Here is a 16150-nt window from a genome sequence, read left to right as displayed (position 1 = left end):
CTGAACTGCGTCAGCGATGTCGGCGAGCGCGACGTTCCCGTCTCTACCGCTGCGCGGCCAGATGGCAGGTCCCTCGCAACTGGCGTGGAACTCCACCCGAGCGCAGCCGCTGTCGCGATCCCCAGCCCGGGATCGCGAGGCCCAGCACCGCCTCGATTCCTGACGCACGGACGTCGCGTTCCACCACCTTCACTGCTGTCTCCAGCGTGGTCCACAGTCCGGGCTCCAGGTCGAAGCCTGGCTCGAAGCCCATTTCCGTGAGCAGGTCCTGCCCGAGGCGGGCGACTTCCTCAGGAGTCAGCTCCGCCGTACGGCGTTCCAGGATCTCTTGCACGGCAGGGCAGCTCAGGTCGTGTTCCCCCATCAGGCAAGCGAGCTCGACTACCGGCTCGGCGTGAAGGCCGCCCTCACGCAGCCCACGGTAGATCTGGACGGCTAACTGCTCGGTGGCGCTTTCGCCCTGCTCGGTGTAGGACACGTCCGAAATTGTCTCCCCGCTCACTTCGGAGGAGAGCCGTGTCCGCCTCCAGATCCTCCAAGCGCGCGCCTCGGGCACGTGTTCGTGCACTCCGCTCAGTTCCCGAAGCCGGCCCCTCGATCCCTGAAGGCGGGGTATCCGGGCAGCGGAGCCACCTCCCACGCTCCGGCGACCTCCCGCAGCAACAGTTGCATGGTTCTCGCGAGCGCTGGAAACTCCTCCACTGTGCTCGCCATCTCCCAGCGATGCTGTAGCAGTTGCCGCATTGTCGGGACCGGTCGGCGTGTCCGGTGCAGGGGTTTGTCCTCCGTCAGAGCACTGGACAGCAGGGCTACCGTCACGTCCACTGTCCAGACCGCGAGTGCTCGCCGCATCCCGGTCTCCCACACCGCGTCTTCGGTCAGCTCCGGGTACGCCGCAACGATCTCCATGCGGAAGGCGTCCTCGATCTCCTCAGCCAACCCTGAGGGCAGTCTGAAGACGCACCAGCAGGTGGAGAACGGCATGCGACAGTAGGCCGCCGTCAGAAAGACCGACTGGAAGCACGCGCCCTCGAAGTCGATCAGGCGCAGCCCGTCGGTGGTGAGCAGGTTGTTGTCCGGGCAGGTGTCTCCTGGAGTGAACGCCGGATACTCCTTCCTCACCGCCCTCCCGATCTCAGCCAACTCTTCAGCCAGTCCGGGCAGCACCGCGACTTCGGCTTGTTCAAGCGACATGAGCAGATCGGCGGCGTTCTGCTCGATCCAGGGTTCGTCTTCCCATGACGGAATGCCCTTGTCGTAATGCGCCCACAGCCGGGCGAGGTCGGCGCGCCTGTCCACCGACTCGGCGGCCAATCGTCCGAGCCCGCGAGCCCAGGCGAGCAAGCCCTCCCTCGCGGCTTCCGGATCATCCCCGAGCAACACATCCGCCAAGGTCGAGGCATGGCCCAGATCGGACATGACCAACAGCGGTACATCCGCATCCACGCCCAGCAGTTCAGGACCGGCCAGCTGCAACGAGAGCCCGGCCGCCTCAGAGGCGAAGGAGCGTAAACCCTCCGGCTCATTGGAGTACGACTTGACGATCACACTGCCGCCCGCGGCCGTTCGGCACCGCAGCACGGTGCTGCGCGCACTGCCGCCGAGGTCGACCGGATCGAACAGCGCGCCACCCAACAGGTCACTCGCAGCGCGCAAAATCGCATCCATTCCGGGGATACTGCCACTGCCGGTGGCGGCGCCGCATTCGCATTTGCCCGTGGCGGCGGTGGTATCCATCCGCTCTGCAGAGGCTCCGATGATCGGCGGCATTGATACATCTCCTAGGACAGGATGGGATCAAATACCCCTCACGGTTGGAGACCTCGATGTGGCGAGACGCACAGATCACTTCCCCCTGGGGCGTGAGCGCCTACGGAGCGGCAAGCGTCAAGGCGGCGCCTGACCTGGTGCGCATCCGGGTGGCTGTCGAACGGGTCGAGCCCTCCCCCAGGGAGGCCTTCGAGGCAGGCCAGGCCAACGTGATCGCTCTGCGTGGCGTCTTGCGCGGTCACGACGTCTCTGACGCAGCCGTGTCGGCCTCCCGTCTGCGACTGAGCAGCGCCTGGGATGGTTACGGCGAGCGTCGCGAGTTTCTCGGATACAAGTGCGAGGCCTCGTTCACGATCGAATCCGCGAACCTCGATGGTCTCCAGCAGTTGCTGATCGATGTGGTGGACGCCGGAGTCAACCGCGTCGACGAAGTCGACTTCGACGTCCGCTCCAAGGGAGAACTGCGAGCCCAGGCCCGGCGCGCAGCTGTTCAAGCCGCCCGGGCAAAGGCGCAGCTGTACGCCGAGGCAGCCGGTGTCCAGCTCGGTCAGGTCGTGCACATCCAAGATGTCGACCCGGAATCAGTGGGTAACGAGCGCTACCGGGGTCATGGGGCAGGCGGCACCACCTCGGAAGAAGATCTTGCTCCTGGACACGTGGTCGTCTCTGCTGCCGTGGTGCTCGGGTTCTCGCTGACCTGACCGAGCTGACCTCATCGAGCTGACCTCATCGAGCTGACCTCACCGAGCTGATCTGAACGGCCGCACTCTCGTTGACCCTGCACTGCGAGGCCGAGGACTACGCGGAGGGGTGACATAGGCTGAGGCCGGCACGTTTCCCGCAGCCGAACAGGTGCGCATGCTCGACTTTCCCCTCCATCCGGCTCCGCCGTACGCCGCGTTGGTCTTCGACTGTGACGGCACCCTGGTCGACACCACTGCCGCGAACGAAGGCGCTTGGCGCACCGCGCTGGCGGAGTGGGAGATCGACCTCGACTCAGGGTGGTATCGCGCCCGTACCGGCTTGCCCGGAGACCTTCTGATGACCGAGTTGAAGGCAGAGACCGGGCGGGAGTTCGACGATGCCGCCGTGCGTGCCGCCGCGCAAGACGCCTACAGCAGGCTCGTCGACACGGTGGAACCGCATGCGGCCGTGGTGGCGGTAGCTCGGGCCCACCACGGGCAGGTGCCGATGGCCGTGGCCTCAGGTGGTTCGCGGCGCGGCGTTGAGGAGAGCCTCCGGGTCACCGGTTTGCGCCCGTTGTTCGACGCGGTCATCACGCGCGACGACGTGCGATACGGGAAGCCCGCCCCCGACGTCTACGTGCTCGCGGCCGAGAAGTTGAACGTCGCCCCGGCGCACTGCGTGGCCTATGAGGACACGGACGAGGGGATCGCCGCGGCGCGGGCCGCGGGCATGCGGGTCATCGATGTGCGGCCATCCCTCGGCCGCGATCTCACCAGGTGACGTGATCACCACGCCTTCCGCCGGGTAGCCGCACGTCCTCGAGATCATCCGGCCCGTGGACCCAGCTTTCCGGCGCCGCATCAGGCGATGTCACGTCACAACGAGGCGAACATTGGCCGACGCGGCGACGCCAAGACTTGTACCATTCATTCACTTGGATTGTTCGTGTTTATGAAGGTAGGTTTGGGCGTCATGACCGCACCCAAGACTCCGACTATCGCCGAGGAACTGCGCGGTGTCGGCCTGCGGGTGACGGCCGCCCGCGTCGCACTACTCGAGACCGTCCGGGACGGTGACCACCTCGGCGTCGAGGCGATCGCCTCCGGGGTGCGCGATCGCGTGGGCCATGTCTCCCTCCAAGCCGTGTACGAGGCCCTCCACGCGCTCACCGCGGCGGGACTCGTACGGCGCATCGAACCCGCGGGCAGCCCGGCCCGGTTCGAGGGACGCATCGGGGACAACCACCACCACATCGTGTGCCGGTCGTGCGGTGTCGTCGCCGACGTCGACTGCGCGGTCGGCCATGCGCCCTGCCTGGCCGCATCCGACGACCACGGCTTCACGATCGACGAGGCCGAGGTCATCTACTGGGGCCTGTGCCCCGACTGTTCCCCCACCCGCAGTTCCCTAGCACTGTGATCCGCCTAGTTCTGAAGGATTTCCATGTCTGAGAACAATGATGCAATCGTCGTAGACGCGAAGTCGGAGGGCGGAGGTGGCTGCCCGGTCGCGCACGGGCGCGCCCCGCACCCGACTCAGGGCGGCGGAAACCGGCAGTGGTGGCCGGAGCGGCTCAACCTGAAGATCCTCGCCAAGAACCCCGCCGTGGCCAACCCCCTCGGCGAGGAGTTCGACTACGCGGAGGCGTTCAAGTCCCTCGACCTCGCGGCCGTGAAGCAGGACATCGCGGAGGTGCTGACGACCTCGCAGGACTGGTGGCCGGCCGACTTCGGCAACTACGGCCCGTTCATGATCCGGATGGCGTGGCACAGCGCGGGCACCTACCGGATCAGCGACGGCCGCGGCGGCGCCGGGGCCGGTCAGCAGCGCTTCGCCCCCCTCAACAGCTGGCCGGACAACGGCAACCTCGACAAGGCTCGCCGCCTGCTGTGGCCGGTCAAGAAGAAGTACGGCAAGAGCCTCTCGTGGGCCGACCTCATGATCCTCACCGGCAACGTCGCCCTGGAGTCGATGGGCTTCAAGACCTTCGGCTACGCCGGCGGTCGTGCGGATGTCTGGGAGCCCGACGAGGACGTCTACTGGGGCCCCGAGTCCGTCTGGCTCGACGACGCGCGCTACACCGGCGACCGGGAGCTTGAGACCCCCCTCGCCGCGGTCCAGATGGGCCTCATCTACGTCAACCCGGAGGGCCCGAACGGCAACCCGGACCCGCTCGCCGCGGCACGCGACATCCGTGAGACGTTCCGTCGGATGGCGATGAACGACGAGGAGACGGTCGCCCTGATCGCGGGTGGTCACACCTTCGGCAAGACGCACGGCGCGGGCCCGGCGGACAACGTCGGCGACGCCCCCGAGGGCGCCTCGATCGAGGACCAGGGCCTCGGCTGGAAGAACGCCTTCGGCACCGGCAAGGGCGCCGACACGATCACCAGCGGCCTCGAGGGCATCTGGACCGGCACCCCGACGGCCTGGGGCAACGGCTTCTTCGAGAACCTGTTCCGCTACGAGTGGGAGCTGTTCCAGAGCCCCGCCGGCGCGAACCAGTGGCGGCCGAAGGACGGCGCGGGGGCGGGCACCGTTCCCGACGCCCACGACGCGTCGAAGAGCCACGCCCCGACGATGCTGACGACCGACCTCGCGCTCCGCGTCGACCCGGTCTACGAGCAGATCTCGCGGCGCTTCTATGAGAACCCCGACGTGTTCGCGGATGCCTTCGCCCGGGCGTGGTTCAAGCTGACCCACCGCGACATGGGCCCGATCGTGCGCTACCTCGGCCCGGAGGTCCCGGCCGAGACGCTGCTGTGGCAGGACCCCCTCCCCACGGTGACGCACGAGCTCGTCGACGCTGCGGACATCGCCTCCCTCAAGGGCCGGATCCTGGCCTCGGGCCTGCCGGTGTCGCAGCTCGTGTCCGCCGCGTGGGCGTCGGCCTCGTCCTTCCGCGGCAGCGACAAGCGCGGCGGCGCCAACGGTGCGCGCATCCGCCTCGAGCCGCAGAGCGGATGGGAGGTCAACGGCCCCGACCAGCTGGCGACAGTGCTGCGCACTCTGGAGGGCATCCAGGAGACCTTCAACGCGGATCAGACCGGCGGCAAGCAGGTCTCGCTCGCCGACCTGATCGTGCTCGCCGGCGGTGCTGCCGTCGAGCAGGCCGCCAAGGACGCCGGCTTCGACGTCGAGGTCCCCTTCACGCCGGGCCGCGTGGACGCGTCGCTGGAGCAGACCGACGTGGAGGCGTTCGCCGCGCTCGAGCCGACCGCTGACGGGTTCCGCAACTACCTCGGGAAGGGCAACCGGCTGCCGGCCGAGTACCTGCTCATCGACCGGGCGAACCTGCTGACCCTGAGCGCCCCCGAGATGACGGTCCTCGTCGGTGGCCTCCGCGTCCTGGGCGCGAACTCCCAGCAGTCGCCGCTCGGCGTCTTCACCACGACCCCCGGGTCTTTGACCAACGACTTCTTCGTCAACCTGCTCGACCTGGGCACGACGTGGAAGGCGACGTCGGAGGACGCGAACACGTTCGAGGGTCGCGACGCCGCCACAGGTGACGTCAAGTGGACCGGCAGCCGCGCCGACCTCGTCTTCGGGTCGAACTCCGAGCTGCGTGCGCTCGCGGAGGTCTACGCGAGCGATGACGCGAAGGAGAAGTTCGTGAACGACTTCGTCGCCGCGTGGAACAAGGTGATGGACCTCGACCGGTTCGACCTGGTCTGATCATGACGTTCAGGCCGGTCCGCACGGGCCGGCCTGAACGCCCTCAGACAGAAGGATCTCGACGTCGTCCGCCTCCAGGGCGACGTCGTCCCTGCGGGCACAGTCCCCCAACGTGACATCGGCCACGTCCACCGGGTAACCGGCCTTGGACGTGGCCGATTTTCTTGACGCGGTCCTCGATGGCCGGGTGACGAAGATGCCGAGTGACGAAATAGAGGGAACCGGAAGTCCCGGGTCTGTCGAGTACGGGGTGAAATCCACTTGGAAAGGACCCCCATGGACGGACGTGGTTGGTGTTGATCGCCCCTCCCGACGCGGGACCGTACGCCTTCGCGGAAGGCCTGACCGACGCGGCCCTGCTCGAACAGTCGCTGAAACAGCCAGAGCGGTTCGCGGCACTCTTCGACCGGCACAACGATGAGATCTATCGCTATGCCGTCCGGCGACTCGGGCCGGAGACGGCCGAGGACGTCGTCGCCGAGACCTTCCTCACGGCCTTCCGCAAGCGTGGCACGTACGACGCGGAGCGCCCGGACGCCCGTCCGTGGCTGTACGGCATCGCGACCCATGCCGTACGCGAGCACCGGCGGGCGGAGGTCCGGCGTAACAAGGCGCTGGCCCGCAGTGAGGCTCACAGCGCGGTCGAGTCGTTCGACGAGCGCAGCGCCTCCAGGGTGACCGCCGAGCGGCTGCAGCCCAGGCTCGCCGCGGTGCTGGCCCGGTTGTCGGCGGCCGACCGCGACCTGCTGCTGCTCATCGCGTGGGCGGACCTCACGTACGAGGAGGCGGCCCAGGCGCTCGGGATCCCCATCGGGACGGTCCGGTCCCGGTTGCACCGAATCCGTACGAAGGTGCGTCGTGCACTCGGCGGCACCGATCCGATGGCGACGAACGAGGAGTCCGCGGTATGAGCACCGACGAGATCACCACCTTCCGCGATGCCCGCCCGGAGGCGACGCCGTACGACCCCGGAGCGAGGGCCCGCCTGCGCGCCCGGCTGGTCGACGAGGCCACGGCGGCGCCGCACGCGCGTCCGCTCGGGAGGCGGTCGGCGCGTCGCCGCTTCGTGACGGTCGGGGTGCTCACCGCCGCACTCGTGGCCGGCATCACCGTTGTACAGAACATCGATCTGAGCGGCCGTCCCACGGGTAACCCCGCCACGCCGGGTGAGTCGCGAAGGCCCTTTCTGCTGGGTCCGGTCGCCAACGCCGAGGACCTGGCGCAGGCGGCGGCTCAGCAGGCCGCCGTCGAGCCCGACGCACGACCCCGCCCGGACCAGTGGTCCTACGCGAAGACGGTCTTGGCCATGTCGTCGAAGGGAACAGGCGGCTCGCTGTTCGGCCCGCCCGACAGGCGTCTCACGGTCGAGCAGTGGCGCCGCGCGGACGGCAAGCAGTCGGCGACCATCGAGGAAGGGAAACTCCAGATACAGAATGCCGCGGGGGCGGGCGCCTCGCCTCGCAGCGATTACCCGTATCTGCTGTCGCTGCCCGAAGACGCGGATGCGCTCCTCGACCATGTGTACAAGGTGGTGGACGAGGAGAACGGCGGTGAGAAGGAGTCCGGCACGGCGCGGGCGGACAGGGCGTTCCAGGTCATCGAGATCTACATGCGGGACAGCGCCCTGCCGTCCAAGCTGCGGGCCGCGATGTACGGGGCGCTCGCGAGGATCCCTGGTGTGCAGTACGAGGCGAAGGCCGCGGACATCCAGGGGCGGCCGGGCGTCACCCTCTACCGCATCGTCGAGGGCTACCTACGCGACGAAATCATCGTCAATCCGAAGACCTACGAGTACATGGGGTTCCGCTCCATCGCCGTCAAGGACCACGTCTCCACAGGTCTCGACATGGATCTTCACACGAAGAAGGGCCAGATTCTCGGTTGGGGCGGCCTGCTCAAGGCGACCATCGTCGACAGGGCCGGCCAGCGGGCCTAGCGGTTGTTCCGGGGGCGAACGACTCCGAACTCCGGCGAGCGTCCGCGGCGCCGCCGGAGTGGTCGAGACAGGTGAGTGCCTTTTCGTGGTCTTCTCGCCCGAAAACCGCCAGACTCCCTAGGAGATCGCCAAAGGAGTCGAATGACCGAGATGTCCGCACCAGGGTCGAAGCGGAAGCGCCTGTCGCGTGTGCCGCTGCTCTGGCCGTTGCTTTGGGCGCTGCTCGCAGCCGTCGTGCTCGTCGCCGGGTTCGTCCTCCTCGACCGCGACGACTACGAGCAGGCCGACCTCTCTTTCGTCACCGGGCAGATCCAGGAGCACAAGGTCTCCAGCGCCACCATCAAGGACGAGGAACGGCGCATCGAGATCACGACCACTGATGGTCGGCGCTTCCATGCCGAGTGGGATGACTCCGGCCGGGCACAAGAGCTGAACGACATCCTGCAAGAAGCTCAGCCCGCAGACGGATACACCATCGAAGTGCCGTCGAAGGGTTTCCTGCTCGGCCCGCTGGAGATCTTCGCCGGAGCGGTTCTCGTAGCGCTTCTCATTGTCGTTCTCCGCCGTGCCAGGCGGCTCCGGCAGGATCGCTGAGCGCCGCCGATCGCGGGGCGGCTGCGCGAGTCCGGCGAGTGCCACGCGAACCCGGTGGCCGTGTAAGTGCGTGGGGCGGTGTTCAGAAAGCCGCTTCCTAACAGTTGACGTGACCGTAGTGTAAAAGTAACCTTTGGGCAACGTCCTGCAAGATTCTTGCAAATCACTGTTCATTTCTCTCTATTCTCCGCAAGTTCTGGTTGAGCGCACTGCGTCCGTGCGCCTGGCCCCGCCCCCATCCCTCATGGAGGCCCCAGGTGATGTCGGCTACCGCATTGCGCGGTCGGGCGCCGCCCCAAGCGGCACGGACCAGCGCCTTCCTTCCTCTGCGTTGAGATCAGCACCCCCCGGGACGGCCCCCCGCCGCACCCTGCGTCCCTGACGAGAGAGAACGTGATGAGCAAAAAGCACCCTGTTTTACGGCTGGTCGCGGCCATGCTCGCGGCCGGCCTGCTCGTTCTGGCGGGACCGGTTCTTCCGGCCTCGGCCGCGGGCCCGAACCTGGCGGCCGGCAAGACGATGTCGGCGAGCAGTTTCGCGGACGTCTACGGAGCGGGCAACGCCGGTGACGGCAATCAGAACACCTATTGGGAGAGCGCCAACAACGCCTTCCCACAGTGGATTCAGGTGGACCTGGGGTCCGCGGTCAGCGTGAACCAGGTCGTGTTGAAGGTTCCGTCGCCGAGTGCGTGGGCGACCAGGACGCAGACGCTGTCGGTTGTGACCGGGACCTCTTCTCCTCCCTCGACCACGACCGTGGGGTCGGCGGGGTACACGTTCAACCCGGCGACCGGTAACACGGTGACGATCAACTTCACCGCGACGACGGCGCGGTACGTGCGGCTGAACATCACGGGGAACACGGGCTGGCCGGCCGGTCAGATCTCGGAGTTCGAGGTGTACGGCCCGGTCTCGGGTGGTGACACCCAGGCTCCCAGTGCGCCGTCGAACCTGGCCTACACCGAGCCGGCATCGGGTCAGATCAGGCTGACCTGGGGCGCCTCCACCGACGATGTGGGGGTGACGGGGTATGACGTCTATGCCAACAACGCGCTGCGGGGCAGTGTGGCGGGCAACGTTTTGACCTACACCGACACCCAGCCGGCCACGGCGACGGTGTCGTATTACGTGAAGGCCAAGGACGCCTCGGGTAAGCAGTCGGCGGACAGCAACACCGTCACGCGTACCGGCACCGGTGGTGGTGGAGGCTCCAACCTCGCCGTCGGCAAGCCGATCACGGCGTCCGGTTCGGTCTTCACCTTCGTGCCGGCCAACGCCAACGACAACAGCACCGCGACCTACTGGGAAGGCGCGGGCGGCAGCTACCCGAACACGCTCACTGTCCAACTCGGGTCGAACGCCGACGTCAACCAGGTCGTCGTCAAGCTCAACCCCGACAGCTCCTGGGGCCCCCGCACCCAGACCATCCAGGTCCTCGGGCGTGAGCAGAGCGCCACGACCTTCTCCAGTCTGTCCGGGGCGACGGCGTACAACTTCAGCCCGTCCTCCGGCAACACCGTGACCATCCCGGTCAGCGGCCGGGTCGCGGACGTCCAGCTCCGGATCACCTCCAACACCGGCGCCCCCGCCGGCCAGGCCGCCGAGTTCCAGGTCATCGGCGTCCCGGCACCCAACCCCGACCTCGCGGTCACCAACCTCACGTGGACCCCGGCCTCCCCGAACGAGACCAACGCGATCACATTGTCGGCTACGGTCAGGAACTCGGGAACCGCGGCCTCCGCCGCGGACGACGTCAACCTCTACCTCGGCGGCACTCTGGTCGGCACCGCGAACATCCCCGGCCTGCCCGTCAACGGCACCGCCACGGTGACCCAGAACATCGGCACCCGCGGCGAGGGGACCTACACCGTCAGCGCCCGGGTGGACGCGGACAACACGGTCTTCGAGCAGAACGAGAACAACAACACCTTCACCGCGTCGTCGTCGCTGGTCGTCGCCCAGGCGCCCGGCCCTGACCTGCAGGTCCTCAGCGTCAGCTCCAATCCGCCGAACCCGGCCGTCGGAGCGGCCGTGACGTTCAACGTGGCGGTGAAGAACCGCGGAACCGCCGCTTCCGGCGCGACCACGGTCACCCGTGTGGCGGTGGGCGGCACCACGCTCAACACCAACACGCCGTCGATCGCGGCGGGTGCGACGGCCGACGTGGCCATCAGCGGCAGTTGGACGGCCACCAGCGGCGGCGCCACCATCACCGCCACCGCAGACGCTACCAACGTCGTCGCCGAGACCAACGAGACCAACAACACGTTCTCGCAGGCGATCGTGGTCGGCCGCGGGGCGGCGGTTCCGTGGGTCGAGTACGAGGCCGAATCCGCCACCTATCAGGGCACGCTGCTGGAGGCCGACCCGCTGCGCACCTTCGGGCACACCAACTTCGCCACCGAATCCTCCGGGCGGAAGTCGGTGCGGCTGAACAGCACGGGACAGTTCGTCGAGTTCACCTCCACCAGCCCCTCCAACTCGATCGTGGTGCGCAACTCCATCCCCGACGCGCCGAACGGCGGCGGCATCGAGGCCAGCATCAGCCTCTACATCAACGGCACCTTCGCCCGGAAACTGACCCTCTCCTCACGACACAGCTGGCTGTACGGGAACACCGACGGCCCCGAAGCGCTGACGAACACCCCGCAGGGCGACGCGAGGCGGCTGTTCGACGAGTCGAATGCGCTGCTCACGCAGAGCTACCCGGCCGGCACCAAGTTCCGGTTGCAGCGCGATGCGACCGACACGGCCTCCTTCTACATCATCGACCTGATCGACCTGGAGCAGGTGGCGCCACCGGCGAGCCAGCCGGCCGGTTGCACCTCGATCACGGCCTACGGCGCGGTGCCCAATGACGGGCTCGACGACACGGCCGCCATCCAGCGGGCGGTGACCGACGACCAGAACGGGGTCATCAGCTGCGTGTGGATCCCGGCGGGGCAGTGGCGGCAGGAGCAGAAGATCCTCACCGACGACCCGCTGAACCGGGGTCAGTACAACCAGGTGGGCATCAGCAACGTCACGATCCGCGGCGCGGGCATGTGGCACTCCCAGCTGTACACCCTGACCGAGCCGCAGGACGTGGTGGGCGGCATCAACCACCCGCACGAGGGCAACTTCGGCTTCGACATCGACGACAACGTCCAGATCTCCGACATCGCCATCTTCGGCTCAGGCCGTATCCGTGGCGGTGACGGCAACGACGAGGGCGGCGTCGGCCTGAACGGGCGGTTCGGCAAGAACACCAAGATCTCCAACGTCTGGATCGAGCATGCCAACGTGGGCGTCTGGGTCGGTCGTGACTACGACAACATCCCCGCCCTCTGGGGACCCGCCGACGGGCTCGAGTTCAGCGGCATGCGCGTCCGCGACACCTACGCCGACGGGATCAACTTCACCAACGGCACACGCAACTCGAAGGTGTTCAACTCCTCGTTCCGCACCACCGGCGACGACGCCCTCGCGGTCTGGGCCAACCAGGCCGTGAAGGACCAGGTCGTCGACAACACGCACGACAACCACTTCATCAACAACACCGTCCAGTTGCCCTGGCGCGCGAACGGCATCGCGATCTACGGCGGCTACGACAACTCGATCGAGAACAACCTGATCTACGACACCATGAACTACCCGGGCATCATGCTGGCGACCGACCACAGCCCCCTGCCCTTCTCGGGGACCACGTTGATCGCCAACAACGGGATCTACCGCAGCGGCGGCGTCTTCTGGAACGAGGACCAGGAGTTCGGCGCCATCACGCTGTTCCCGTCGAGCAGGGACATCACCGGCGTCACCATCCGCGACACCGACATCTCCGACTCGACCTATGACGGCATCCAGTTCAAGACGGGCGGCGGCAACATGCCGAACGTCGCGATCACCAATGTGAAGATCGACAAATCCAACAACGGCGCCGGCATCCTGGCCATGAGCGGAGCCCGCGGCAACGCGACGCTGACGAACGTGACCATCACCAACTCGGCCGACGGCGACATCGTGAAACAACCGGGATCGCAGTTCACGATCACGGGCCCCTGATCGAGGCCCGGACGCGGTCCGGCGTGTGAACGGCCGGCCAGGTGGCGTGCTCCGGGGAACCGGAGCACGCTCGTGGCCGGCCGTATCGCTTCTGTGTGCAGGGGTCAGATCGCCGATGCCGTCCGGGGGTCAGGCCAGGGCGGCGGCGACCCGACGGCGGAGCAGGGTTTCCTGGCCGGGCTCGGTGCACAGGGTCACGGTCAGCCCGGCGTCGGCTGCGCCGGCCAGGACGGCCAGCAAGGTGGCGAACTGCTCGGGGGGCTCGTCGCTCAGGAGTTCCTCGGCGTGCTCCACGATCAGGGCGACGATCCCGGTACGGATCACATCGCGCAGCGAGTCGGTGAGCGCGTCCCAGTTGCGGCCGAAGTAGCCGGGAAGGCGCAGAGCCCGCGCCGCCTCCTCGAAGAAGGCGGCGCGGGTCCGGCATGCGCTCCCGTCGACGACCGCCGGCGCCAGGCCGGTGGACACCGTCAGCCATGGCGGCAGCGGACGTGCGGCGGATGTCATGGAGTTCCTAGAGCCGGTAGAAGTCGGTGTAGTGGTTCGGGGAGAACCAGGTCACGCCGGTGCTGCGGTTGACGACGATCCGGTACGCGTCACGTGCCGCGCCTCGTGCCCGGGAGTACACGTCGTACTCGTAGTAGGTGCCCCCGCTGGGGAGCTGGCCCTCACGGTTCTGGAAGCGTCCGCCAGTGTAGTTGTACTTGCCGCCCGACCAGGTGTACCAGCCGGCGGTGGTGGGGTAGCCCTTGGACTCCCAGATCGCGTCGGCCGAGCGCGCGTCGGCGCACCGCGAGATGGTGCAGGAGTTGTAGACCGACGCGTTGGCGGGGGTGATGCCGACGAGGCCGATCAGGGACGTGAGGGCGGCGAGCATGACGATGAGCCGTGCCGGCCACGAGGCGCGGGGGCGTTGCAGGGTGTGCACGAAGCCTCCTATTGGGGGGACTGCCGGAGAGGGACGAACACTTGTCAGGATCACCGTCAACTCGGGTCAGATATAGGGGAAGATCGCCAAAGCTCCGGTGAACTCTTCGCGGCACCGGGCCCTTGCGCGGGCCCGTCTTCGAGTCGTCGGCCACACGGGCGGACCGGCGACCATGCCGGCCCCGTTCCTGTCCCGGAATCGGAGCCGATCTCGCCAGGCGGAGGGCTTCTTCCCGGGCGTCATCGCTGGCATTCTGGTGATCCACGGTCTGCGCGCTGGCCGGGGGGAGAGGCGCAGGACCGGCTGAAGTTCGCCGCCTGCGAGATGAGGAAAACCCATGAGCGCCCCCAGCAACGCCACCCTCTCCGTCGCCGCGATCCTCAAAGAGACCGCCGACCGCGCGCCCGACAAGACCGCGATCGTCGTCGGCTCCTCCACGCTGACCTACGCGGAGTTGTGGGATCAGACGCGCCGTTACGCGGGCGCTCTCAGGGCGCAGGGCGTGAAGTCCGGTGACGCGGTCGCGATCCTCATCCCGAACGTCGCCGACTTCCCGCGGGTGTATTACGCGATCTTGAGCCTCGGCGGCATCGTCGTCCCCGTCCACGCGTTGCTGAAGGCCGGCGAGATCGAGTACGTGCTCAGGGATTCGGGGGCCACCGTCCTCGTCTGCGCGGCGCCGCTGCTCGGCGAGGGGGCGAAGGGCGCGGAGCAGGCCGGCATCCCCGTGATCTCGGTGCTCTCCCCCGAGCCCGTCGAGGGCATCCCGCAACTCGAGAAGCTCGCCGCGGAGGCCGAGCCGATCATCACCTACGAGCCGTGCCTGCCGGACGCGACCGCGACCATCCTCTACACGAGCGGGACGACGGGCAAGCCCAAGGGGGCGATGGGCTCCCACTTCGCCCTGGTCGAGCAGACCAACACCCTGCTGCTCAGCACCTTCGACATGGGACCGGACGACGTGGTGTTCGGCGCTCTTCCGCTGTTCCACACCTTCGGCCAGACCTGCACGCTCAACGCCGGCTTCCGGGCGCAGGCGAAGGTCGTCCTGCTGCCCCGGTTCGACGGCGAGACCGCGCTGCGCAGCCTCATCGACAACGAGTGCACGATCATGATGGGCGTCCCGACGATGTACGTCGCGCTGCTCGAGGCCGCCAAGACCATCCCCGAGCGACCGAGACTGCGGTACGCCATCTCGGGCGGCGCGTCCATCCCGCTCGCCGTCATCGAGCGATTCCGCAAGGAGTTCGGCGTCGAGATCTACGAAGGGTACGGACTCACCGAGACCTCGCCGGTCGCATGCTTCAACCACATCGGCCGCACGCCCCGAGCCGGCAGCATCGGCACCCCGATCTGGGGAGTGGACCTGGAGATCGCCAAGGCGGACGTCGACGACCACATCGAACTGCTCGGCGTCGACGAACTGGGCGAGATCGTGATTCGCGGCCACAACATCATGAAGGGCTACCTGCACCTGCCCGAGGAGACGGCGAAGGCCATCGTCGACGGCTGGTTCCGCAGCGGCGACCTCGGGAGGAAGGACGCCGACGGATACCTCTGGATCGTCGACCGTAAGAAGGACATGATCCTCCGCAACGGCTACAACGTGTACCCGCGCGAGGTGGAGGAGTTGCTGACCGCCCATCCGGCCGTCTCGACCGCCGCCGTGTTCGGCGTCGCGGACGAGGTCCACGGAGAAGAGATCATGGCCTGCGTCGTGCTCGCACCGGGCGCCGACGTCGATTCCGCGACACTCGCCGCGTACGCGAAGGAGCAGCTCGCCGCCTACAAGTACCCGCGTCGCCTCGAGATCGTGGAGACCCTTCCGCTCGGGCCGAGCGGCAAGGTGCTCAAGCGCGAACTCGTCGCCAGGTACTCGTCGTAGGCGACGAGGTCCACAGCCGAGCGACGGCCCGCTCCCGTTCCGGGGGCGGGCCTGCTAGACAGGTGGCATGCGACCGAGACCGGGTCAGGTGCTGCACTTCTCGGAGGATCCGACGATCGCGCGCTTCGTCCCGCACGTCGCGGCCAGTGCGAGGCAGCCGGAGGCCTACGTCTGGGCGGTGAACGCGGAACGGGCGCCTGACTACTGGTTTCCGCGCGACTGCCCCAGAGCGATGGCCTGGGCGACAACGTCGACGACCGACGCAGACCGGGAACGCGTTCTCGGCCCCGGTGGCGGAGACCGGGTGCACGCCATCGAGTACGGCTGGCTCAAGGCGTTCCAGACGGTGGAGTTGTTCGCCTATCGGCTTCCCGCGGCCGTTTTCGAGCCGTTCGGCACCCCCGTGCCACACGCTCACGTCGCCACCCGGCCGGTTCGACCACTCGGGCCGGCCGAGCCGGTCGGCGACCTGCTTCGACTGCACGAGGAGGCGGGCATCCAACTACGCGTGCTCAACAATCTCTGGCCGTTCTGGGACGCCGTCACCACCACCTCTCTCGGCTTCAGCGCGATCCGGATGCGCAACGGGCGGCCACGTCCCTGACCCGATCGCCCAGCCGCGTTCCCGAGACGC

Annotated in this window: 14 protein-coding genes; 10 read left to right on the top strand and 4 right to left on the bottom strand. The window is 67.7% G+C overall.

Features of this window, described 5'->3' with window-relative positions; all coding sequences use genetic code 11:
* Positions 1-43: 43 nt before the first annotated feature.
* Positions 44-478 (bottom strand): hypothetical protein, encoded by a 435-nt coding sequence (locus tag Pmi06nite_RS09270; RefSeq protein WP_203952488.1) that lies wholly within the window; start codon positions 476-478, stop codon positions 44-46.
* Positions 479-573: 95 nt separating this feature from the next.
* Positions 574-1770 carry a hypothetical protein gene (locus tag Pmi06nite_RS09265; RefSeq protein WP_203952487.1) on the bottom strand — a complete coding sequence of 399 codons (1197 nt, stop codon included), beginning with the start codon at positions 1768-1770 and terminating at the stop codon, positions 574-576.
* Positions 1771-1862: 92 nt separating this feature from the next.
* Here Pmi06nite_RS09265 and Pmi06nite_RS09260 point away from each other — a divergent pair, with 92 nt between their 5' ends.
* From Pmi06nite_RS09260 to Pmi06nite_RS09225, 8 genes are all read left to right on the top strand, one after another.
* Positions 1863-2471, top strand: a complete 609-nt coding sequence (locus Pmi06nite_RS09260; RefSeq protein WP_203952486.1) for an SIMPL domain-containing protein — start codon at positions 1863-1865, stop codon at positions 2469-2471.
* A 157-nt stretch (positions 2472-2628) separates the two neighbouring features.
* The gene (locus Pmi06nite_RS09255; protein ID WP_203952485.1) at positions 2629-3237 is read left to right on the top strand and encodes an HAD family hydrolase; all 609 of its coding nucleotides are present in this window, start codon (positions 2629-2631) and stop codon (positions 3235-3237) included.
* Positions 3238-3429: 192 nt separating this feature from the next.
* Positions 3430-3876: a Fur family transcriptional regulator gene (locus Pmi06nite_RS09250; protein WP_203952484.1), complete on the top strand. Its 447-nt coding sequence runs from the start codon at positions 3430-3432 to the stop codon at positions 3874-3876.
* A 24-nt stretch (positions 3877-3900) separates the two neighbouring features.
* Positions 3901-6132 (top strand): catalase/peroxidase HPI, encoded by a 2232-nt coding sequence (gene katG, locus Pmi06nite_RS09245; protein WP_203952483.1) that lies wholly within the window; start codon positions 3901-3903, stop codon positions 6130-6132.
* 293 nt (positions 6133-6425) lie between these two features.
* Positions 6426-7043 (top strand): RNA polymerase sigma factor, encoded by a 618-nt coding sequence (locus Pmi06nite_RS09240; RefSeq protein WP_239113777.1) that lies wholly within the window; start codon positions 6426-6428, stop codon positions 7041-7043.
* Positions 7040-8068, top strand: a complete 1029-nt coding sequence (locus tag Pmi06nite_RS09235; RefSeq protein WP_203952482.1) for a CU044_5270 family protein — start codon at positions 7040-7042, stop codon at positions 8066-8068. Before Pmi06nite_RS09240 ends, Pmi06nite_RS09235 begins: the two co-directional genes overlap by 4 nt.
* A gap of 141 nt (positions 8069-8209) precedes the next feature.
* Complete coding sequence (locus tag Pmi06nite_RS09230; RefSeq protein ID WP_203952481.1) at positions 8210-8662, top strand: hypothetical protein; 453 nt, start codon at positions 8210-8212, stop codon at positions 8660-8662.
* Between the two features lie 396 nt (positions 8663-9058).
* Positions 9059-12703, top strand: coding sequence for a CARDB domain-containing protein (locus tag Pmi06nite_RS09225; RefSeq protein WP_203952480.1), 3645 nt, complete (start codon positions 9059-9061; stop codon positions 12701-12703).
* A 129-nt stretch (positions 12704-12832) separates the two neighbouring features.
* Here Pmi06nite_RS09225 and Pmi06nite_RS09220 read toward each other — a convergent pair whose 3' ends face one another.
* Together Pmi06nite_RS09220 and Pmi06nite_RS09215 are read right to left on the bottom strand one after the other, a co-directional pair.
* Entirely contained in the window at positions 12833-13210 is a 378-nt protein-coding gene (locus Pmi06nite_RS09220; RefSeq protein WP_203952479.1) for a barstar family protein, read from the bottom strand.
* 7 nt (positions 13211-13217) lie between these two features.
* Positions 13218-13631 carry a ribonuclease domain-containing protein gene (locus tag Pmi06nite_RS09215; RefSeq protein ID WP_203952478.1) on the bottom strand — a complete coding sequence of 138 codons (414 nt, stop codon included), beginning with the start codon at positions 13629-13631 and terminating at the stop codon, positions 13218-13220.
* Between the two features lie 337 nt (positions 13632-13968).
* Between Pmi06nite_RS09215 and Pmi06nite_RS09210 the strand changes: the two genes are divergently transcribed.
* Both Pmi06nite_RS09210 and Pmi06nite_RS09205 read left to right on the top strand, forming a co-directional pair.
* Positions 13969-15516, top strand: coding sequence for a long-chain-fatty-acid--CoA ligase (locus tag Pmi06nite_RS09210; protein ID WP_203952477.1), 1548 nt, complete (start codon positions 13969-13971; stop codon positions 15514-15516).
* 67 nt (positions 15517-15583) lie between these two features.
* Positions 15584-16120 (top strand): DUF6886 family protein, encoded by a 537-nt coding sequence (locus Pmi06nite_RS09205; protein WP_203952476.1) that lies wholly within the window; start codon positions 15584-15586, stop codon positions 16118-16120.
* Positions 16121-16150: the final 30 nt, after the last annotated feature.

Origin of the sequence: Planotetraspora mira, from assembly GCF_016863275.1 — a bacterium.
GTDB lineage: Bacteria > Actinomycetota > Actinomycetes > Streptosporangiales > Streptosporangiaceae > Planotetraspora > Planotetraspora mira.
This window is presented reverse-complemented; position numbering and strand designations above follow the sequence as displayed.